The 19,986-nt window shown below is 71.8% G+C and carries 20 protein-coding genes; 13 read left to right on the forward strand and 7 right to left on the reverse strand.

Annotation, left to right across the window (positions count from 1 at the left end):
* Nucleotides 1-186: 186 nt before the first annotated feature.
* Genes HUX53_RS12050 through HUX53_RS12065 form a run of 4 tightly spaced genes read left to right on the forward strand, consistent with a single transcriptional unit; the run spans nt 187 to nt 2,055 of the window.
* Entirely contained in the window at nt 187-654 is a 468-nt protein-coding gene (locus tag HUX53_RS12050) for a hypothetical protein (protein WP_176403255.1), read from the forward strand.
* Nucleotides 651-1,088, forward strand: coding sequence for a roadblock/LC7 domain-containing protein (locus tag HUX53_RS12055; RefSeq protein ID WP_176403256.1), 438 nt, complete (start codon nt 651-653; stop codon nt 1,086-1,088). The genes HUX53_RS12050 and HUX53_RS12055 overlap by 4 nt, the downstream gene beginning before the upstream one ends.
* Nucleotides 1,089-1,094: 6 nt before the next feature.
* A complete protein-coding gene (locus HUX53_RS12060; protein WP_176403257.1) occupies nt 1,095-1,472 on the forward strand; it encodes a DUF742 domain-containing protein in 378 nt (125 codons plus the stop codon).
* Between the two features lie 7 nt (nt 1,473-1,479).
* Nucleotides 1,480-2,055, forward strand: coding sequence for an ATP/GTP-binding protein (locus HUX53_RS12065; RefSeq protein ID WP_255205181.1), 576 nt, complete (start codon nt 1,480-1,482; stop codon nt 2,053-2,055).
* Here the strand turns inward: HUX53_RS12065 and HUX53_RS12070 are convergent.
* On the reverse strand, nt 2,052-2,621 hold the full coding sequence (locus tag HUX53_RS12070; protein ID WP_176403259.1) for a TetR/AcrR family transcriptional regulator: 570 nt from the start codon (nt 2,619-2,621) through the stop codon (nt 2,052-2,054). The genes HUX53_RS12065 and HUX53_RS12070 overlap by 4 nt on opposite strands.
* Nucleotides 2,622-2,693: 72 nt before the next feature.
* On the opposite strand from HUX53_RS12070, the gene HUX53_RS12075 reads away from it, so the two are divergent.
* From HUX53_RS12075 to HUX53_RS12085, 3 genes are all read left to right on the forward strand, one after another.
* Entirely contained in the window at nt 2,694-3,836 is a 1,143-nt protein-coding gene (locus tag HUX53_RS12075; RefSeq protein WP_176403260.1) for an acyl-CoA dehydrogenase family protein, read from the forward strand.
* 81 nt (nt 3,837-3,917) lie between these two features.
* Complete coding sequence (locus HUX53_RS12080) at nt 3,918-4,265, forward strand: hypothetical protein (protein WP_176403261.1); 348 nt, start codon at nt 3,918-3,920, stop codon at nt 4,263-4,265.
* A 13-nt stretch (nt 4,266-4,278) separates the two neighbouring features.
* Nucleotides 4,279-5,913 (forward strand): cyclic nucleotide-binding domain-containing protein, encoded by a 1,635-nt coding sequence (locus HUX53_RS12085; RefSeq protein WP_176403262.1) that lies wholly within the window; start codon nt 4,279-4,281, stop codon nt 5,911-5,913.
* On the opposite strand, the gene boxB is transcribed toward HUX53_RS12085, so the two are convergent.
* From boxB to HUX53_RS12100, 3 genes are all read right to left on the reverse strand, one after another.
* On the reverse strand, nt 5,910-7,325 hold the full coding sequence (boxB, locus tag HUX53_RS12090) for a benzoyl-CoA 2,3-epoxidase subunit BoxB (protein WP_176403263.1): 1,416 nt from the start codon (nt 7,323-7,325) through the stop codon (nt 5,910-5,912). The genes HUX53_RS12085 and boxB overlap by 4 nt on opposite strands.
* A 1-nt stretch (nt 7,326) precedes the next feature.
* Nucleotides 7,327-8,976, reverse strand: a complete 1,650-nt coding sequence (gene boxC, locus HUX53_RS12095) for a 2,3-epoxybenzoyl-CoA dihydrolase (protein ID WP_176403264.1) — start codon at nt 8,974-8,976, stop codon at nt 7,327-7,329.
* Nucleotides 8,977-9,095: 119 nt separating this feature from the next.
* Nucleotides 9,096-10,700: a benzoate-CoA ligase family protein gene (locus HUX53_RS12100; protein ID WP_176403265.1), complete on the reverse strand. Its 1,605-nt coding sequence runs from the start codon at nt 10,698-10,700 to the stop codon at nt 9,096-9,098.
* 162 nt (nt 10,701-10,862) lie between these two features.
* Here HUX53_RS12100 and HUX53_RS12105 point away from each other — a divergent pair, with 162 nt between their 5' ends.
* Nucleotides 10,863-11,723, forward strand: coding sequence for a PaaX family transcriptional regulator C-terminal domain-containing protein (locus HUX53_RS12105; RefSeq protein ID WP_176403266.1), 861 nt, complete (start codon nt 10,863-10,865; stop codon nt 11,721-11,723).
* On the opposite strand, the gene HUX53_RS12110 is transcribed toward HUX53_RS12105, so the two are convergent.
* Nucleotides 11,720-12,118, reverse strand: a complete 399-nt coding sequence (locus HUX53_RS12110) for a PaaI family thioesterase (protein WP_176403267.1) — start codon at nt 12,116-12,118, stop codon at nt 11,720-11,722. The genes HUX53_RS12105 and HUX53_RS12110 overlap by 4 nt on opposite strands.
* Nucleotides 12,119-12,332: 214 nt before the next feature.
* On the opposite strand from HUX53_RS12110, the gene HUX53_RS12115 reads away from it, so the two are divergent.
* From HUX53_RS12115 to HUX53_RS12125, 3 genes are all read left to right on the forward strand, one after another.
* Nucleotides 12,333-13,163 (forward strand): 4Fe-4S dicluster domain-containing protein, encoded by an 831-nt coding sequence (locus HUX53_RS12115; RefSeq protein WP_255205182.1) that lies wholly within the window; start codon nt 12,333-12,335, stop codon nt 13,161-13,163.
* Nucleotides 13,160-14,194, forward strand: coding sequence for an NrfD/PsrC family molybdoenzyme membrane anchor subunit (nrfD, locus tag HUX53_RS12120; protein WP_176403269.1), 1,035 nt, complete (start codon nt 13,160-13,162; stop codon nt 14,192-14,194). The genes HUX53_RS12115 and nrfD overlap by 4 nt, the downstream gene beginning before the upstream one ends.
* Nucleotides 14,195-14,343: 149 nt before the next feature.
* Complete coding sequence (locus HUX53_RS12125; protein ID WP_176403270.1) at nt 14,344-16,221, forward strand: carbohydrate-binding module family 20 domain-containing protein; 1,878 nt, start codon at nt 14,344-14,346, stop codon at nt 16,219-16,221.
* A 54-nt stretch (nt 16,222-16,275) separates the two neighbouring features.
* Here HUX53_RS12125 and HUX53_RS12130 read toward each other — a convergent pair whose 3' ends face one another.
* Nucleotides 16,276-16,806 (reverse strand): DoxX family protein, encoded by a 531-nt coding sequence (locus HUX53_RS12130; RefSeq protein ID WP_176403271.1) that lies wholly within the window; start codon nt 16,804-16,806, stop codon nt 16,276-16,278.
* 212 nt (nt 16,807-17,018) lie between these two features.
* Here HUX53_RS12130 and HUX53_RS12135 point away from each other — a divergent pair, with 212 nt between their 5' ends.
* Nucleotides 17,019-17,666, forward strand: coding sequence for a hypothetical protein (locus HUX53_RS12135; protein ID WP_176403272.1), 648 nt, complete (start codon nt 17,019-17,021; stop codon nt 17,664-17,666).
* A 97-nt stretch (nt 17,667-17,763) separates the two neighbouring features.
* Complete coding sequence (locus tag HUX53_RS12140; protein ID WP_176403273.1) at nt 17,764-19,410, forward strand: ubiquinol-cytochrome c reductase cytochrome b subunit; 1,647 nt, start codon at nt 17,764-17,766, stop codon at nt 19,408-19,410.
* Here the strand turns inward: HUX53_RS12140 and HUX53_RS12145 are convergent.
* Complete coding sequence (locus HUX53_RS12145; RefSeq protein ID WP_176403274.1) at nt 19,402-19,884, reverse strand: TetR/AcrR family transcriptional regulator; 483 nt, start codon at nt 19,882-19,884, stop codon at nt 19,402-19,404. The genes HUX53_RS12140 and HUX53_RS12145 overlap by 9 nt on opposite strands.
* Between the last annotated feature and the right edge of the window lie 102 nt (nt 19,885-19,986).

Here is a 19,986-nt window from a genome sequence, read left to right on the forward strand (position 1 = left end):
TGTTGTCGTGTCTGGTTTGTATGTGCACAGATGCTTATTCTTGTGTTTTGTGTGAAACGGTGCGGCTCCCCCTGAGATCTAACCCGTCCTCTTCGCCGGCAGCGTCAGATGTGTATAGGGGACAGAACGCCCCCCGCCCCTCCAACGACCCCGCCGCGGCACGGCCCGCCGGACACACCGCCGCCGGTGTCCTTCAACCCGCCGGGCTCGTTCGCGGAGCCGGGTTCGTTCGACGCGGCGGGGTCGTTCGAGGAGCGGGGGGCGTTCGAGGAGCCGGGCGCCTACGACACGCCGGTCTCCTACGGCACGCCCGTCTCCTTCGATCCGCCGGTCGCGTTCGAGCCGCCCGGACACGCCAATGGCCGGACCCGGCCGCCGGACGCGGATCCGGAACCGGCCGGGGCGGAGGACAGCGAGGTCACCGGCCGCCTTCCGCGCCGGGTGCGGCAGCGCAACCTCGCCCCTCAGCTGCGCAAACGTGCGGTGCCCGGGAAGGCCGAGCCGGCCGCGCGGCCGGACGACGACTTCGAGGAGCCGAGTCCGGAGCTCAGCCGCGATCTGATGGCCTCGCTACAGTCGGGATGGCTGCGCGGCAGGATCGCCGAGGACGAACCGGGCGATCTCGATCCACGCGATGAATGGGGGGAATCATGACGCGGCAGGGCCACGCCACCGGCGAGCTCGACTGGCTGCTCGAAGATCTGGTGCAACGGGTCGGCGAGGTTCGCCAGGCCATCCTGCTGTCCCGTGACGGGCTGGTCATGGGCGCCTCGGGGGACGTCACCCGCAAGGACGCCGAGTTCCTCGCGGCGCTGTCGTCGGGGTTCCACAGCCTCGCCAACGGCGCCCGCGAGCACTTCCAGGCCAAGCAGGTGCGGCAGACCGTGGTGGAGCTGGACGACAAGCTGTTCTTCGTCATGCCGGCCGGCAACGGGAGCTGCCTGGCGGTGCTCAGCGACGCCGGCGGCAACGCCGGGCTCGTCGCCTACGAGACCACCATGCTGATCAAGCGGGTGCGGCGGGCGCTGTCGGCGTCGCCGCGCGCCGGGGCCGAGGACGCGTCGCTGCAGCCGGGTGCCTCGGGCTGAGCGACCGTGGAGACTCCGAGAGAGCGCTGGATCGGGCGGGACGCCGGCCCGGTCGTGCGGCCGTACGCGATGACCCGCGGGCGCACCCGCCCCCGCGGGCTCGTCGTGGACCTGGTGACGATCCTGGTCTCGACGGGCCGCACCCCGGGCGACCGGGTGTGGCTGTCCCGCGAGCAGCGGCGGCTGCTGGAGCTGTGCCGGCAGCCGTCGACCCCGGCCGACCTGGCCTCGGAGACGGACCTGCCGTTCCGGGTGGTGCAGATCCTGCTGGAGGATCTGCACCAGTACGGCCTGATCGAAGAGGTCCAGCAGGCGGCGGAGCCGTCCGACCGTCCCGACCCCCGCATCCTGATGAGAGTGCTCGATGAACTTCGCCGCCTCTAACCCGTCCATGACGCCGTACGCGCCGGACGACGACGTCCCCGCGCACACGCTGAAGATACTCGTGGCCGGTGGCTTCGGCGTGGGCAAGACGACGCTGGTCGGGGCGGTGAGCGAGATCCGCCCGCTGCGCACCGAGGAGACGCTCACCGACGCCTCCATCGGGGTGGACGACCTCGGCGGCGTGGAGAGCAAGACGACCACGACCGTCGCGATGGACTTCGGCCGGCTGACGTTCTCCGGCGGCGTCCGGCTGTACCTGTTCGGGACGCCCGGCCAGGAGCGGTTCTGGTTCATGTGGGACCAGATCTCCTACGGCGCGGTCGGCGCGATCGTGCTGGTCGACACCCGGCGGCTCACCTCCAGCTTCGCGTCCATCGACTTCTTCGAGCAGCGGGAAATCCCGTTCGTCGTCGCCGCGAACCAGTTCGACGGCGCCCGCCGCTACAGCGTGGACGAGATCCGCGACGCGCTGGACGTCGACCCGGACGTGCCCGTCCTGATGTGCGACGTGCGGAGCCGCGAGGTGGCGCGGGGCGTGCTGGTCGCGCTGGTCGAGCACGCGCTCGCGGCGGCGCAGAACTAGCGGGCGGCCGCCATCCGGGCGACGATCAGGGACGCCAGCGCGGCGTAGGCGGCGGAGTCGTCCATGCCGGTCTGGGCCTTGATCTCGCCGCGGTGGATCGATTCCATCACCTGGCCCGCGACGGCGCCGACGAACGCGGCGTCCGCGTCCTCGGCGGCCTCCCGGACGAGCCCCTGCACGCGCCGGACCGCGAAGCGCGTGTTCTGCTTGTAGATCTCGCGGGCGGGGGCGAACGCGTCCAGATCGGCGAAGAACGCGGGCGAGGCGGGCGCCAGCTCCTCGGAGATCGCCCGCAGGTAGGCGCCGACGCGCTCCCGGGGCTCGGCACCCGAGTCGAGCGCGGCCTCCACCCGCTCGGTCGCCCGGCGGAAGAACGCGCGCACGACCGCCACGATGATCTGCTCGCGGCTGGCCGCCACCGAGTACAGCGTGCTCTTCGAGCAGCGCAGCAGGGCGGCCAGGTCCGCGACGCCCAGCTCGGCGAATCCGCGGTCGAGGAAGACGTCCATGAGCCGCCCGATCAGCGCCTCCCGCCGCCGTACCGCCCGCGTGACACGCTCGTCCATGCCGCGACAGTACCGCAAAGGGTTCCTCAGTACTGGTTTTGGTACTGTGGGACGGCCGAAAGGAGCCCGCCCATGCCCGCCACCCGGCACCTGCCGACCCCCGAGTCCGCGGACCTGATCGCGCTGACCCGCGACATCGCGGCCAAGGAGCTGCTGCCCCGCGTCGCCGACGCCGAGCGCACCGGTACCTTCCCGCGCGAGGTGTTCACGACGCTGGGCCGGGCCGGGCTGCTGACGCTCCCCTACCCGGAGGAGTTCGGCGGCGGCGCCCAGCCCTACGAGATCTACCTCCAGGTCCTGGAGGAGATCGGCGCGGCCTGGGCGAGCGTCGGCGTCGGCGTCAGCGTCCACGCCCTCTCCTGCTTCCCCCTGTTCGCCTACGGCACCGACGAGCAGCGCGCGGAGTGGCTCCCCGACATGCTCTCGGGCGAGAAGCTCGGCGCGTATTGCCTCTCCGAGGCGCACGCCGGCTCCGACCCCGCCGCGATGCGCGCCAGGGCCCGCCGCGACGGCGACTCCTACGTCCTGAACGGCGCCAAGGCGTGGACGACCCACGGCGGCAAGGCCGACTTCTACACCGTCATGGCCCGCACGTCCGACGACGGCGCCCGCGGCATCTCCTGCTTCCACGTCCCCGCCGGCACGCCGGGCCTGGAGTTCGACGAGCCCGAGGACAAGATGGGCCTGATGGGCTCCACCACGGCGACGGTCCGCCTGGAGGACGCCCGGATCCCCGCCGGCAACCTGATGGGCGCCGAGGGCCAGGGCCTGTCCATCGCCCTCGCCGGCCTCGACGCGGGCCGCCTCGGCATCGCCGCCGTCGCCACCGGTCTAGCCCAGGGCGCCCTCGACCACGCCGTCGCCTACGCCAAGCACCGCGAGGCGTTCGGCAAGGCGATCATCGACCACCAGTGCCTCGCGTTCGTCCTCGCCGACATGGCCGCCGCCATCGAGTCGGCCCGCGCCACCTACCTCGCCGCCGCCCGCCTGAAGGACGCCGGCCGCCCCTACGGCCGCGAGGCGTCCATCGCCAAGCTGGTCGCCACCGACAACGCCATGAAGGCCACCACCGACGCCGTCCAGGTCCTCGGCGGCGCCGGCTACACCCGCGACTTCCCGGTGGAGCGCTTCATGCGCGAGGCCAAGGTCATGCAGATCTTCGAAGGCACCAACCAGATCCAGCGCCTCGTCATCTCCCGCCACCTCGCCCGCTGACCCGGCCGGAGTGTCGATGGACCCCGGCGATCTGTACGACACGTCACGGAAACCATCCGTTCCAGCGCTTACGGTCGGTTCATGTGGCAGTTCGCGCTGTGGGGGCTCCTCGGTGCCGTGGCGAACCGCACGGCGGCCTTCCTGGAGGCAAACCAGCGGGTCAAGGGGCCGCCATGGCGCTACCCGAAGGGCCCAGGCGGCAGGTACTTCCTGTTCGCCTGCGCGCTGCACTGCCTGCTCGCCACGATGGTGACGTCCGCAGCGGCGGCGAGTGACATGATCCCCGCGCCGTGGGTGGCGTTCATCTTGGGCGCGGGCGCCCCGGCCGTCCTGGCGAAGCTCGGCCGGTACGCGCTCCTGGCGCTCCCGGCCGACCCCGGCGACGGCGACTATGACGACGAGGGTGACAGGCCTGATGGGGCCGGATGACATGGGGGCTGAGATGCCGAGTCCTGACCGCGCCTGGCGCCGTCTGCTGGAAGCGTTCTCCGATGCGCCGACCGCGTCCGGGCCGAGCGCGGAGCCCGTGCACGCGAGCCGAGCTCGGCGGCTGCTGGAGGCCTTCTCCGACGCCTCACCGGCCTTCTCCCCGCATTTCCCGCCGCGCTCCCCCGGTCTGGAGGCCACGATTCCGGGGCATGCCCTCGCGCGGGGTGCCGTGGTGTTCGGCGTGCTGGGCGCGGTGTGCACGGCGTGGGTCGCCGCGGCGACCGGGACGCCCGCCGCGGCGGTGGTCGCCACGCTCACCTTCTCGATCCTCGCGCTGCTCATCGCGCCGCAGGTGGAGTTCGCCCGCGCGCGGACGGCGGCGCTCCGCACCCGCGAACAGGACGCGCGATCTGCGGAACCGTCCGATGAGCACAGGGAGAGCTTCTGGTGCGCCCTCAACTCCGGCGAGCGCCGTCACGTCCGGGACGCCGCCCGTCCGCGCGCCTATGGGCCGGGCGCACCGATCCTGCGGCAGGGGTACCCGGCCGACTACGTCGTCGTCATCCTGTCGGGGTGGACGAAGGTCCGCGTCGACCGGACGGGTGAGGAGCGGATCGTCGCGGTGCGCGGTCCGGGCGACCTCGTCGGCGAGCGGGCGCTGTTCGACGGCGACACCTGGTCCGCCACCGTCGTCGCGCTCGACACCGTCCGGGCCCTCGTCGTCACGGCGGCGGACTTCCGGCTCATCGTCCGGCGGCATCCGGGCGTGATGTCGGCGCTGGAGAAGCAGGCGCACGACCGCACCGTGGAGGAGGCCACCCGCACCTCGGGCACCGAGATCGCCGACACCGAGCGGCGGCTGGCCGCGCTGTTCACCACGCTGTCGCGCGCGCGGCACGGCGCGCTCCCGGTGACGGGACGCGAACTGGCGGGCTGGACGTCGTCGTCGCCGGCGGCGGTGGCCAGCGTGCTCAACGACTGGGGCGGCGCGGGCCTCGTCCACGCGGAGGGCGGCATGATCGACGTCCTCGACCCGGACCGGCTGGAGCGGCTCACCGTCGCCGGCGGGCCGAGCCCTGATCCGGCGCCCGTCTCGGACTTCCTCGACCGCCAGGACTGCACGGTCCTGTTCGCCGAAGTGGTGGGGTTCGGTTCCCGGGATCGCACCGAAGCGGACCGCGCCGCCATCCGGCGGACGCTGTACCGGTCGCTGGAGGAGTCGTTCGACGTCGCCGGCGTGTCCTGGGCCGCGTGCCACCACGAGGACCGCGGCGACGGCGTGCTGCTCGTCGTCCCCCCCGGCATCCCGGCGAGCGCACCGGCGGACCCGCTGGTGGCGGCGCTGGCCGAGCGGATCGCGCGGTACGGCGGCGAAGCGGTCGAGGCGCAGCGTTTCCAGGTGCGGGTGGCGGTCGACACCGGCCCGGTGCTCGCCGCGCCCGACGGAGTCACCGGGGCGGCCCTCGCCCGCGCCGCCCGCCTGCTGGGCGCGGACGTCCTGCGGCGCCGACTGTCGTCCGGCACCGCCGTCCTCGGCCTGATCGTCTCAACGGCCGTGCACGACCTCATCAACGGCCAGGCGTTCGACCGCGTCCAGGCGGACGACGGCCCCGCCTGGCTCCGCCTCTACCCGCTGCGCGTGTCCTAGAGGCGGACGTACTCGTAGTCGAAGGGTTGGCCGTTGATGCCGTTGCGGGGTGGGGCGATCCAGGCGGCGATCTTGCCTCGCTCGTGTACCGGCTTCATCAGGGACCGGACGTGCGTCTTGTCGACCTCGGTCGGGAGCCAGGCGCCCTGGCGCTTCTCCCACTCGTCGGTGGTGAGGATCTCGCCTTGCGGGGTGGCCTCGATGCCGGCGAACGCGCCGACCTTGCGGTTGAAGGCGACGCTCGGCAGGTAGAGGCGTTGCGGGAGGCCCGCCTCGGACAGGATGCGGTTCCACCGGTTGACGCCGCTCTGGCAGTCGGAGATGTACTCGCGGCGCAGGTCGGTGTTCAGGCCGGTCAGGGCGGCGACCTCGGTCTGGGAGATGGCGCCGTCGACCAGGGCGTCCACCATGTAGGCGTCGTCGGTGAGGCGGTGGTCGTCCTTGCGGCGGCCCTCCATCCAGCGTCCCTTGAGGCCGGCCGTGTAGTAGTTGGCGACGTTGCTGGACGTCTCCGAGCCGAACAGGTCGAGCGAGACCGAATAGTGGAAGTTCAGGTACTTCTGGATGACGTTCAGCGAGATCGCGCCGTGCGGGGTGACGTCGTCGGTGTCGTGCTCCTTCATCAGCTGGACGGTCCGCTCCACGACGCGGTCGATGCCCGTGGTGCCGACCATCATGTGGTGGGCCTCTTCCTTGAGCATGAACTCGCAGGTGCGGGAGAGCGGGTCGAAGCCGGACTCCTTCAGCGTGCCGAGCTGGTACTTGCCGTCCCGGTCGGTGAAGTAGGTGAACATGAAGAAGGACAGCCAGTCGGGCGTCTCCTCGTTGAACGCGCCGAGGATGCGGGGCGACTCCTCGCTGCCGGAGTTGCGGTGCAGGAGTTCCTCGGCCTCCTCACGTCCCTCGCGTCCGAAGTGGGCGTGCAGGAGGTAGACCATCGCCCACAGGTGGCGGCCCTCCTCGACGTTCACCTGGAAGAGGTTGCGCAGGTCGTAGAGGCTGGGGGCGGTGGCACCGAGGTTGCGCTGCTGCTCGACGGACGCCGGCTCGGTGTCGCCCTGGATCACGATCAACCGCTGGAGGTCGGCACGGTATTCGCCGGGGACCTTCTGCCAGGCGGGTTCGCCCTTGTGCGCGCCGAAGCCGATGCGCCGGTCGCCGTCGCGTTCGGCTAGGAAGATGCCCCAGCGGTAGTCCTTCATGGGGACGTGCCCGAAATGCGCCCAGCCTTCGCGGCCGACGTTGACGGCCGTGCGCAGGTAGACGTCCTGCGTGGGCAGGGTCGGGCCCATCGACTCCCACCAGTTCAGGAAGTTCGGCTGCCACGACTCCAGGGCGCGCTGGAGGCGCCGGTCCTCGTGCAGGTCGACGTTGTTCGGGATCTTCTCGGTGTAGTCGGCGCCGGTCGCCATCTCACACTCGCTTTCGGTCGAAGTCGGCGCGCCGCCCGGTGCCGTAGCGGCGCAGGGCGCCGTCCGGGCCGGACGCGTTCGGGCGGGTGAAGATCCAGTTCTGCCAGGCGGTGAGGCGTCCGAAGATCTTGGTCTCCAGGGTCTCCGGGCCGGGGAAGCGGTAGTTGGCCTCCAGCCCGGTCAGCGCGTCGGGGCTGAAGCTCGCCCGCTCCTCGATCGCGATGCGGACCTCCTCGTCCCAGTCGATGTCGTCGGGGGCGAAGGTGACCAGGCCGAGGCGCTCGGCGTCGCCCGCGTCGAGGGGCTTGCCGGACGCGTCGCGGACGGCGGACAGGGCCTCGGAATCGCCGAGGAAGCGGGTCTCCAGGCGGGTGAGGCCGTTGCTCATCGGGAGCGGGCCGAGGTTCATCGCGTCCACGGTGATCGTGGCGGGGTCGGCGTCCGGGTCGACGTCCTCGAAGACGCCTTCGAGTTGGTAGGTGCGGTCGGCGGCGAGCGCGACCTCCAGGAGCGAGCCCGCGAAGCAGGAGCCCGGTTCGATCAGGGCGATGAGGCTGCGGCTGGTGACGTCCAGGCGCTTCAGGGTCCGCTTGAGGTAGTGGACGATCTCGTTGGCGAGCCAGTCGCCGGCGTTGTCGAGCAGCAGCCGGTCGTGGGCGAGAACGTGCTCGGCCCTGCCGGTCGTGCGGAACACCCAGGTGCCGAGTTCCAGCTCGTTGGTGCGCAGGTCGAGGATGAGGTCGTCCAGCTCGCGGGTCATGGCGAGCGTCCAGAAGTCCTCGCGGTGGAAGTCCTCCGGGGCCGTGTCGGGGCCGGCGATCGTGATCTCGACGGCGCCCGCGTCACGGTCGAGCTTCGCCGACACGTGCCGGTAGGTGATGGACGTATCGGTCCGCTCCTTGGCGAGCGGGGTCAGGGCGATGCCCTCGGCGTCGGCCGGGCGGGACGAGCGGGCCGCCAGCTCCGTGGCACGTTCCGCGACCGTCGCGTCCCAGGCCGTGCGGGGCACCGCCTCGTCCACCAGCCGCCACGCCACGGCCTTCTTGCCGCCGAGCCCCTCGGCCTTGGTGGAGAAGTAGTCGGCGCGGTCGCGGCGGACGCGCCGCTTGTCCGAGACGCGGGTGAGGCCGCCGGTGCCCGGCAGGACGCCGAGGAGCGGCAGTTCCGGCAGCGACACCGCCGACGACCGGTCGTCCACCAGCATGATGTGCTCGCAGGCGAGTGCCAGCTCGTAGCCGCCGCCGGACGCGGTGCCGTTGACCGCCGCCAGGTAGGTCTGGCCCGAGTTCGCCGTCGCGTCCTCGATGCCGTTGCGGGTCTCGTTGGTGAACTTGCAGAAGTTCACCTTCCAGGAGTGCGGGGACGCGGCCAGCATCCTGATGTTGGCGCCCGCGCAGAAGATCTTCTCCTTGCCGCTGGTGACCACCACCGTGCGGACGCCGGGATGCTCGAACCGGAGCCGCTGGACGGCGTCGTACAGCTCGATGTCCACGCCGAGGTCGTAGGAGTTGAGCTTCAGCTCGTAGCCGGGGACCAGGCCGCCCCGCTCGTCCACCGCCATCGTGAGGGTGGCGACGGGCCCGTCGACGTCCATGCTCCAGTGCCGGTAGCCGGACGGCTCCACGCGGAACTCCACGTGCGGGGTGGTCATGGGATGTCCTTCCGCCGGTGTCGTCCCCACTATGCTCCACAAAAATCGCTCAATACGTCAAGAGTTTGTAGCATTTCAGCCCATGGGCCGTTCCCGCGAGGAGGCGGCCCGGCGCCGGGTCAGCGCGTGTTCAGCAAGGTCGCGGCCAGTTCGCGGACGGCGAAGCGGCGGAGCTTTCCGGTGGGGGTCGTCGGGAGCTTGTCCACGATCAGGACCTCGCGGGGTCGCTTGAACGACGCGAGTCCCGCCCGGCAGAAGTCGATCAGCTCCGCGGGCTCGGCGGTGGTGCCCTCCTTGAGGACGACGGCGGCGATCGGCTTGTCCAGTCCGTCGGCGTCCGGCAGCCCGACGACCGCGACCATCGACACCGCCGGGTGCTCCAGCAGCCGCGCCTCCACCTCGGACGGCGACACCCAGATCCCGCCGGCCTTGAGCATGTCGCCCGTCCGGCCGAGGCAGGTGTAGTAGCCGTCCTCGTCCACCACATAGGTGTCGCCGGTGCGCAGCCACTCCCCCTGGAACACCTTCCGGGTGGTGTCCGTGCGGCACCAGTAGCCGGTCGCGATCGACTCGCCCTTCACCAGCAGTGAGCCCGGCGTGCCCGGCTGGACGTCGGCTCCGTCGCCGTCCACGACCCGCAGCTCGTAGCCGGGGACGGCGGTGCCGGTCGTTCCCGGGCGGACCTCGCCCGGACGGTTCGACAGGAAGATGTGCAGGCACTCCGTCGAGCCGATCCCGTCGATGATCTCCACGCCGTACTTGGCGGTGAAGCGGCGGCACAGCTCGGCGGGCAGCGGCTCCCCCGCCGACACCGCCAGCCGCACGGACGCGAACGCCTCCGCCGGCACGTCGGCGTTCAGGATCGCGGCATAGAAGGTCGGGACGGCGAAGAACAGCGTCGGCCGGTACTCGGCCAGCCGTTCCGCCACGGACGCGGGCGACGGCGGTTCCGGGTCCAGGATCGTGGTGGCGCCGACGGCGAGCGGGAAGAACAGCGAGTTGCCGATCCCGTAGGCGAAGAAGAGCTTGGCGACGGAGTAGCAGCGGTCCTCGGGCGTGATGCCGAGCACCTGGCGGCCGTAGGTCTCCACGACGTGCCGGATGTTGGCGTGCCGGTGCATCGCGCCCTTCGGCTTGCCGGTCGTCCCGGACGTGTAGAGCCACAGCGCGCTGGAGTCGTCCGCGGTCATGTAGGGCTCGGCCAGTTCCCCGCCCCGCTCGCGTCCCTCCTGGACCAAGTCGTCGAACGGGCTCACCTGGACGCCGGGCGGCGCCTGCAGGACCGCGTCCCCCTCCACCGCCACGTGCCGGACGCCCGGCGCGTGCGCGAGCGCGGACTCCGCCGCCACCGCGAACCGGTCGCTGACCAGCAGCACCCTGGCCCGCGCGTCGTTGAGCAGCGCGGCCAGCTCGGCGCCCGTCAGCATCGTCGACACCGGCACCGGGACGGCGCCGAGCCGCATCGCGCCCAGGATCGCGGCGGCCATCGACGGCCCGTCGGCCATGAACAGGACCACCCGCTCCTCGGCTCGCGCGCCCCGGCCCTCCAGCCCCGCGGCGATGTGCCCGGCGAGCTCCGCGAGCCCGGCGTAACTGAGGTCGCCGCCCGGTCCGGTGAGGGCGGTCCGGTCGGCGGTATCGGGCTGGAAGGCCGCCTGGAGCAGGTACTCGGCAGCGTTGAACGTGTCGGGCAAAGCCGGTGCGGTCGCCGTTTCAGCGGTCATCGGGGTCTCCAGTCGCCGGGAACCGTGGCACTCATGCTCTACATGGACGAAACGCTAGTCAATAGATCTGTGGAATGATGGTCGGTCACGGGGGGACTCGCGCGATACTGGACAGCGTTCCATGGACGGCCGCGCCCCAGAAGGGCTCAGAAGGAGAAGCAGATGGCCCGATCCGGCGAGGACGCGGCACACCCCGGGCCCCAGTTCCGCCGCCGGCGCGAGCTGGGCGCGGCGAGCGCCCGGTCGCTGCTGCTGACCGTGCTGGGCGAGTTCGTCCTGCCCGGCGGCGAACCGGTCTGGACGGCGACGTTCCTGCGCGCGCTCGGGCTGCTCGGCGTGGAGGAGAAGGCCGTCCGGCAGGCGCTCGCGCGCAGCGCCGCCGAGGGCTGGCTCGCCGGGGAGCGGCGCGGCCGGCGCACCGCCTGGCGGCTCACCCCGTCCGGCGAGCGGCTCCTCACCGACGGCACCGAGCGCATCTACGGCTTCGGCGGCCCGGTCGGCGAGTGGGACGGGCGGTGGCTGCTGGTCCTCGCGACCGTCCCGGAGACCAGCCGCCGGCTCCGCCACCTGCTGCGCACCCGGCTCGTCTGGAACGGGCTCGGCAACCTCTCCCCCGGCGTGTGGGTGAGCCCGCACCCCGAACGCGAGCCCGAGGTGCGGGACGTGCTGGCCGAGATCGGCGTCGCGGACACCTCGACCCTGTTCGTGGGGCGGCTCGGCGACCTGGCGGAGGCGCGCCGCGTGGCCCGGCAGGCATGGGACCTGGACGAGATCGAACTCTCCTACGAGGACTTCCTCGACGCCGTCCGCGCGCTGCGTCCCGCCGACGATCCGGGCACGTTCGCCGCGCACACGCGGCTCGTCCAGGCGTGGCGCCGGTTCCCGTTCCTCGACCCGGGCCTGCCCGCGGAGCTGCTCCCGGACGACTGGAGCGGCTCGCAGGCGTTCACGCTGTTCCATGAGCGCCACGACACCTGGCGCCCCGTCGCCGACCGCCAGTGGAAGGTGATGAGCGGCGATTAGCCGGGCGGGGTGAGTTTCAAAAGGTTGACCGTGCCTTCGGCGACGACGCGGTCCTTGTCGTCGGTGATGGTCGACTGCCAGGTGACGTGGTCGTCCACGCGGTCGACCGGGCGGGCACGGGCCACGAGGCGTCCGCCGCGCACGGCGCGGATGAACCGCGTGTGGTTGCTGATCCCGCCGACCTGGTTGTCGATGCCGACGGTGAGGGCGGCGCCCATGCTGCACACCGTCTCGGTGATCGCGCAGTACACGCCGCCGTGCACGATGCCGTACGCCTGCATGAGCTTGTCGGTGACCTCGATCTCGGCCACGACCTCCCGGTCGGACGCCTCGGTCACGACCAGGCCGAGCGTCTGGTCCAGGGGGCCCGCGTAACCGGCGCGATCAACCGTCATTCCCCGAAGTTATCCAGCCGCCGAAATCCCCGTCAACGGACGGGCGCGCCCGCGGGATCCGCACGTGTAGAAAGCGCGCTGCCGGGAAGTCGGAGGAGCGTCGGCGCCGCGCATTGGAGGTCCTGGGATGAGCAGCTTGGTCGGACGTAACCTGCTCGCCGGAGCCGAACCGGACGTCACCGCCAACGCCGGCTATACCGACCATCCGCCCAGGATGGGGTTCTTCACCGACACGTCGGTGTGCATCGGCTGCAAGGCGTGCGAGGTGGCGTGCAAGGAGTGGAACGCCATCCCCGAGGACGGCCTGGTGTTCACCGGCATGTCCTACGACAACACGCAGGGCCTCGGCGCCGACACCTGGCGGCACGTCGCGTTCATCGAGCAGAACAAGCCGATGGGGCACGCCGAGCCCGGCGTCGACCACAGCGACTCGCCCGGCGCGGCCTCCGACGGGGGCGGCACGGATCTGCGCTGGCTGATGGCGTCCGACGTCTGCAAGCACTGCACGCACGCCGCGTGCCTGGACGTCTGCCCGACCGGTTCGCTGTTCCGCACCGAGTTCGGCACGGTCGTCGTCCAGGAGGACATCTGCAACGGCTGCGGCTACTGCATCCCCGCCTGCCCGTACGGCGTCATCGACCAGCGCAAGGGCGACGGCCGGGCCTGGAAGTGCACGATGTGCTACGACCGGCTCGGCGTCGGCCAGGAGCCGGCCTGTGCGAAGGCGTGCCCGACCGACTCGATCCAGTACGGGCCGCTGGACGAGCTGCGCGAGCGGGCCGCGATGCGCGTCGAGCAGCTCCACGACATCGGCGTCGAGGACGCCCGCCTCTACGGCCACGATCCGGACGACGGCGTCGGCGGCGACGGCGCGTTCTTCCTGCTGCTGGACGAACCGGAGGTCTACGGGCTGCCACCGGATCCCGTCGTCACCACGCGCGACCTGCCGGCCATGTGGAAGCACGCGGGCGTGGCGGCCGCCGCGCTGCTCGGCGGGGTCACGGCCGTCTTCGCCGTCCACGGCCGCACGGGAGGAGCGCGATGAGCTCGGGTGTCAGCAAGGAGGGCGTGTACGGCGACCGTCCCGACCGGGAGGCGCTGGTCGGCAAGGGCCTGCGGCCGAAAGGCAAGGGCAGGCGGCGCGGCGGGCGCGGCGAGAAGGCGATGGTGCCGGACGCCGAGTTCACCTCCTACTACGGCCTGCCCATCCTGAACCCGCCGGTCTGGAAGGCGGCCGACGTCGGCGCGTACCTCTTCCTCGGCGGCCTGGCCGGGGCCGGCTCGATGCTGGCCGCGGGCGCGCAGCTCACCGGGCGGCCCGCCGCCGCGCGGGCGCTGAAGATCTCCTCGCTGGCCGCGATCGCCGGGTCCACGGCCGCGCTGATCCACGACCTCGGGCGGCCCGCGCGGTTCTACAACATGCTGCGGGTGATGAAGCCGACCTCGCCGATGAGCATGGGGTCCTGGATCCTGGCCGCCTACGGGCCCGCCGCGGGCGGCGCCGCCGTCCTGGACGTGGCGGGACGCTTCCCGCACCTCGGCAGGGCCGCCACCGCCGCGGCCGCCGCACTCGGTCCGGCCGTGACCGTGTACACCGCCGTGCTGATCGCCGACACCGCCGTGCCCGCCTGGCATGAGGGGAAGCGCGAGCTGCCGTTCGTGTTCGCGGGTTCGGCCACGACCGCCGCGGCCGGGATGGCGCTGATGGCCGCGCCCGTCCGCGAGACGGGGCCGATGCGCACGGCCGCCGTGTCCGGCGCCGCGCTGGAGCTGGCGGCGGCCAAGCTGCTGGAGCGCCGAGCCGGGCTGGCCGCCGAGCCGTACAAGAAGGGCAAGGCCGGACGGTTCATGCGCGCGGGCGAGATCCTGGCGGCCGCGGGCACCGCCGGGAGCGTGCTGCTCGCCGGGCGCGGCCGCGGGGCGGCGGCGCTCAGCGGGGCGGCGCTCCTGGCGGGCTCGGCCTGCACGCGTTTCGGCATCTTCTTCGCCGGGATCCAGTCGGCCGAGGATCCCAAGTACACCGTCGTCCCCCAGCGGGAACGCGTCGCCGAGCGGGGCACGAAGGCCACCACCTAGCGGCTGCCAGGATTCTGCAAGTTCATTGAAATCTTGCGCAAGCTCTTGACGGGACTGCAAGAAGAGAGCATTCTCACGGTGCTCGCGGACGGCCGTCCCCCACCCCCTCCAGACGCCTGCCAGGCGCCTCTTGTCAGGAGTTCGCTGCAATGCAACGTGCAAGAACCCCCCGCGCGGGAACCCCGCGCGCACGGCTGCCCCGCCGCCGGTCCCTGCTCGCCGCCGGCGCGCTCGTCCTCGGCGGGCTGGCGCCCGTCGCCGCCCTGCTCCCCGACTCCCCCGCCAGCGCCGCCGTCTCCCTCAACGCCGGCGACGTCACCGCCAACCTCTGGGAATGGAACTGGCCGTCGGTCGCGGCCGCCTGCACCGACCAGCTCGGGCCCGCCGGGTACGGGGCCGTCCAGGTCGCACCGCCCGCCGAGTCGGTCAGCCTCGCCAGCACCAACGACGGCGTGCATCCGTGGTGGGAGGTGTACCAGCCCGTCTCCTACGGCCCGACCAGCCGGCTCGGTACCCGGTCCCAGTTCGCCGCCATGGTCACGGCGTGCCACAACGCGGGCGTCCGCGTCTACGTGGACGCGGTCATCAACCACATGGCGGGCCACAACAACACGGTCAACACCACCTACGGCGGCTCGACGTTCGATCCGACCGGGTTCTCCTACCCGGCCGTCCCGTACGGGTACGGCGACTTCCACCACGCCAACGACGGGTACTGCAACGACGACGACGCGGGCATCGACGACTGGAACAACACGTCCGAGGTGCAGAACTGCGAGCTGGTGTCGCTGTCGGACCTCAAGACCCAGTCGGGCTACGTCCGCGGCAAGATCGCCGGCTACCTCAACGACCTGATCGGGCTCGGCGTGGACGGCTTCCGGGTCGACGCCGCCAAGCACATCGCGCAGAGCGACTTCGCCGCCATCAAGGGCATGCTCAACAACACGACGGCCGAGGGCAAGGCGCCCTACATCGCGCAGGAGGTCTTCCCGGGCGCGAGCAACTCCGAGCTGAAGCCGGCCGCGTTCACCGGCAACGGCGACGTGCTGGGCTTCGCCTACGCGCAGGGCCTGAAGACGCAGTTCCAGAACGGGACGCTGTCGAACCTGTCGGGCATCCCGTCGTGGTCGCTGGACGCGAGCAGCGCGCAGACGTACGCGATGATCACCAACCACGACACCGAGCGGGACGGGTCGACGCTCAGCTACAAGAACGGCACCGACTACGTGCTGGCCAACTACTTCATGCTGGCCTACCCGTACGGGAAGCCGTCGGTGTTCGACGGGTTCACCTGGTCGTCCGCCGGGCAGTCGCCGCCGGCGAACTCCGGCGGCTTCGTCACGAACACGAACTGCTCCAGCGGCTGGCAGTGCGTCACGCAGTCGACCGGGATGAAGGGCATGGTCGGCTGGCGCAACGCGACCGCGTCCGCCACGACGGTGTCGAACTTCACCGCCACGGCGGGTGACGTCATCGGGTTCAGCCGCGGCTCGAAGGGCTGGATCGGGCTCAACGACTCGTCCAACCCGTCCACCGCCTCCTACCGGACCAGGCTCGCGGACGGTGTGTACTGCGACGTCATCACCGGCGGACTCGGCGCGAACGGCTGCGCGGGCACGGCGGTCTCGGTGTCCGGCGGCACCGCGACCGTGACCGTCCCCGCGCACGGCGCGGTCGCGATCCACGTGAACGCCAGGACGGGCGCCACACCGACGGCGACGCCCACCTCGAACCCCACGACCGTCTCCGACGTGTTCAACGTCCACGCCACCACGACCTGGGGGACGAGCGTCTACATCGTCGGCGACATCCCCGCGCTCGGCTCGTGGGACACGTCCAAGGCCATCAAGCTCTCCCCCGGCAGCTACCCGACGTGGAGCAGCACGCTGACGCTGCCCGCCAACACCAGGATCGAGTACAAGTACATCAAGAAGACCGACGCGGGCGCCGTGACCTGGGAGAACGGCGCGAACCGCAGCTACACCACCGGGACGTCCGCGCACACGGCGAACGACACCTGGAGATGACCGCCCCCCGCTGAAACCGGGGCCGGCCTCCTCGTGTGCGGAGGCCGGCCCCGCTCAGTTCTCCGCGGGCTGCTTCGCCGGCCGCCAGAACACCGCCAGCAGGAGCGCCGCCCCGAGGCCGCCGGCCAGCGCGGTGATCGCGAGGCCCGCCCAGCCGGACAGCTCGTCCGAGAGCCCGAGCGCGTTGTCGAGCGACACCGTCCCGCCGCCCAGCGCGCCGAGCCCGCACGCCACCATGATGATCATCAGGACGTACTCGTAGCCCTGGCCGGGCCGGAAGATGAAGAAGCCGTTGCGCAGGTGGGCGGTCACGAACGCGACCGCCATCGTGCCGACCGCCCCGGCGGCGGCCAGCGGGGTGACCAGGCCGAGCAGCAGCAGGACGCCGGCGCCCAGCTCGGTGCCGGTCGCCATCAGCGCGTGCAGCCGGCCGGGCCGCAGCCCCATCGACTCGAACCAGCCCGCCGTCCCCGCGATCCGGCCGCCGCCCCACGCGTGGTTCCAGCCGTGCGCGAGCAGCGTGCCGCCCAGCGAAACCCGCAGCACCAGGGACGCGATATCGACGCCCACCGCCTCAACAGCCATTCACGGACCCTTCCCTAGCTGACGTCCGGCCAACGTACCGCCGCGCCCCGCCGTGCAGCTCGGGCCCGCCGCGTCGCGGCTCCCCCGCCCACCGCATATATCGGCCGTAGTGGGGCACGTCACAGGGGTCAGGCTCCGGATCGCGTCACGTTCAGAGGTGGGCTGAGCGTCTACCTCTGTGGCGGCGTCGGCGCGGAGGTCGAGGAGGCGGCATGGAAAGCGTGGCCAGAAGGTACGACCTGTCGATGCTGTACGCCGCGTACGAGGCGTTCCGCCGCGACGCGGCCCGGCTGGAGGCCGCCGCCGGGCCCGCCGGGACGGCGGTCGCGAACAGCTGGTCCCTCTTCACCTCCTACTGGCGGATCCAGGACAACGCGGAGAAGTGCGCCCTCTGCACGGTCATGTACGCCAAGGACGCCGACGAGCAGGCACCGAGCCACGAGCTCGGACGCGTCGGCGTCGTCCTCGACTCGCTGGCGGTGCGGACGCTGCGGGTGGTGCCGCTGATCGACGGTGTGGACGCGGCCTTGGAGCACGGTGACCGCCGCACGTTCGCCCGGTACGCGCGGGATCTGCACGCCTCCCTGGACGCCCTCCTGGACTTCAAGGAGTCCAACGTCCTGCCGCTGATCCACGAGACCCTGACGCCCTACGAGTGGGGCACCTTCGACGTCGAACTCCGCCGCGCGCTGGGCCTGCGCGGGTTCGGGACGTTCCTGCCCTGGCTGCTGGACGACGCCCAGGACGCCACCCGCCGCGCGGTGCTGCGGCTGCTGCCGCCGCCGATCCGGCTCTTCTACCGGGTGACCTGGCGCCCGCGCTACCAGCGCCGCAGCCACCTGGCCGTGCCCGCCTGCTGAACCGCCACGGGATGTGACAGGGCGCACATCGCCTGATGTCACATTCGTCCGTCCATCGCCGTCTTATGCGCAGAAGCGCGACGGAGGGATGGTGGCAATGGCGGGGACGACGCCCCAGTCTCGGGGCCGGCTGGTCGACGCCTCGGCGCGGGCGCTGGACGAGCGGCTCGGCACCACCGGTTTCGCCCGCAGGGCCATGCGCAAGGCGTTCCCGGACCAGTGGACGTTCCTGCTCGGCGAGATCGCGATGTACTCGTTCGTGATCATCCTGCTGACCGGCGTCTACCTGACGCTGTTCTTCAAGCCGAGCATGCACGAGGTCGTCTACGACGGCTCCTACACCAAGCTGCAGGGCGTGGAGATGAGCGAGGCGTACGCCTCCACGCTCCGGATCAGCTTCGACGTGCGGGGCGGGCTGCTCGTCCGGCAGATCCACCACTGGTCGACGCTGATCTTCATGGCGGCGATCCTCGTCCACATGCTGCGGAACTTCTTCACCGGCGCGTTCCGCAAGCCGCGCGAGCTGAACTGGCTGATCGGCGTCGCCATGCTCGTCCTCGTCATGTTCAACGGGCTGTTCGGGTACTCGCTGCCGGACGACCTGCTGTCGGGCACGGGTCTGCGCATCCTGGAAGGCGTCACCGCGGGGATCCCGCTGGCCGGCTCGTACGCGGTGATGTTCCTGTTCGGCGGGGAGTACCCGGGGACCGACATCATCCCGCGCCTCTACATCATCCACGTGCTGCTGATCCCGGGCCTCCTGGCGGCGCTCATCCCGCTGCACGCGATCGTGCTGACCTGGCGGCAGACGCACACCCAGTTCCCCGGCAAGGGCAGCACGAACACGACGGTCCGCGGCTACCCGTTCTTCCCGGTGTTCATCGCCAAGACCACCGCGTTCTTCCTGTGGGTGCTGGGCGTGACGACGCTGCTGGCCGCGTTCGTCCAGATCAATCCGGTCTGGCTGTACGGCCCGTACGACCCGGGCGCGATCAGCTCCGGCTCGCAGCCCGACTGGTACATGGGCTGGCTGGAGGGCGCGCTGCGCACCATGCCGGCCTGGGAGATCACCGCGTGGGGCCACACCGTCCCGCTCAACGTGCTCGTCCCGGCGCTCGGCGTCCCCGGGGTGCTGTTCACCGGCCTCGCCGCCTACCCGTTCCTGGAACGCTGGGTGACCGGCGACGACCGGATCCACCACCTGCTGGACCGGCCCCGCGACGTCCCGGCGCGGACCGGGATCGGCGTCGCCGGCATCGTCTTCTTCGGGGCGCTGTGGCTGGCGGGCGGCAACGACGTCCTCGCCGAGCGGTTCCACATCCCGCTGTTCTGGACGACCTGGTTCTTCCGCGCCCTGATCGTCCTCGGGCCGGTGCTCGCCTACATCGTCGCCTACCGGATCTGCGTCGGCCTGCAGCGCCGCGACCTCGGCCTGGCGACGCACGGGCTGGAGACCGGCATCATCCGGCAGTCCCCGGACGGCGGGTACAGCGAGGTCGAACGGCACCTGCCGGACGAGGCGATCGCCGCGATCACCGACCCGCGCCCTTCTCCGGCCGTCGATCTGGACGTTCCGCCGCCGATCGACGACGTCGGCAGCCCGCGCGGCCGCACCGCGTCCGGGCGGCTGCGCGCCGCGCTCAACCGCCGGTTCCGGGCCGACCTCGCCGTCGTCCCCGAACGCCGGACGCTGGACTCCGCCGACGACCGCCCGGCCATCGACGAGAAGTCCCCGTCAGGCTGACCCTGGAAGCAGGGCCGCTCGCATGGTGCCGGCCAGCCAGTCGCGGAACTCGGGCTCGGGCCATCCGGCCTCGTGGACGAGCGCGTCGTAATGGGCGGGGTCGTTGAACGTCCACAGGACGTCGACGGCCCGCCCCGCGCCGAGGCCGGGGCGCAGCGGCCCGAGCACCACCAGGTGGTCGACGACCATCCGGGCGCCCGCCCGCCGGTTGGCGCGGAGGGTCCGCCACAGCTCGGCCGTCTCCGGCGCGGCGTCGGCCGCCCGCCGCACGGTCTCGAAGATCCGCGCCGCGCGGCCCCCGATCAGCGTGCAGACGTCCGCGTAGGCGTCGAGCGCCCCGGCGGGCGTCGCGGCGTCCCAGACCGGGCGGAACCACGGGCGGTCGGCGACCGGCACCGGCTCGTCGTCCCCGGCGAGGGCCTGGTCGAGGACCTGCTTGAGCAGCGCGGGCTTGGAGCCGAACGCCGCGGTCACGGTCGGCCGGTGTCGCCCGGCCGACCGTGACCTCGGACCGCGACGCGGCCCGGTACCCGTCCCGGACAAACAGCTCGGCCGTCGTCGCGGCGGCGGCCGAGC

This window comes from Actinomadura sp. BRA 177, from assembly GCF_013372625.1.
Classification (GTDB): Bacteria; Actinomycetota; Actinomycetes; order Streptosporangiales; family Streptosporangiaceae; genus Spirillospora.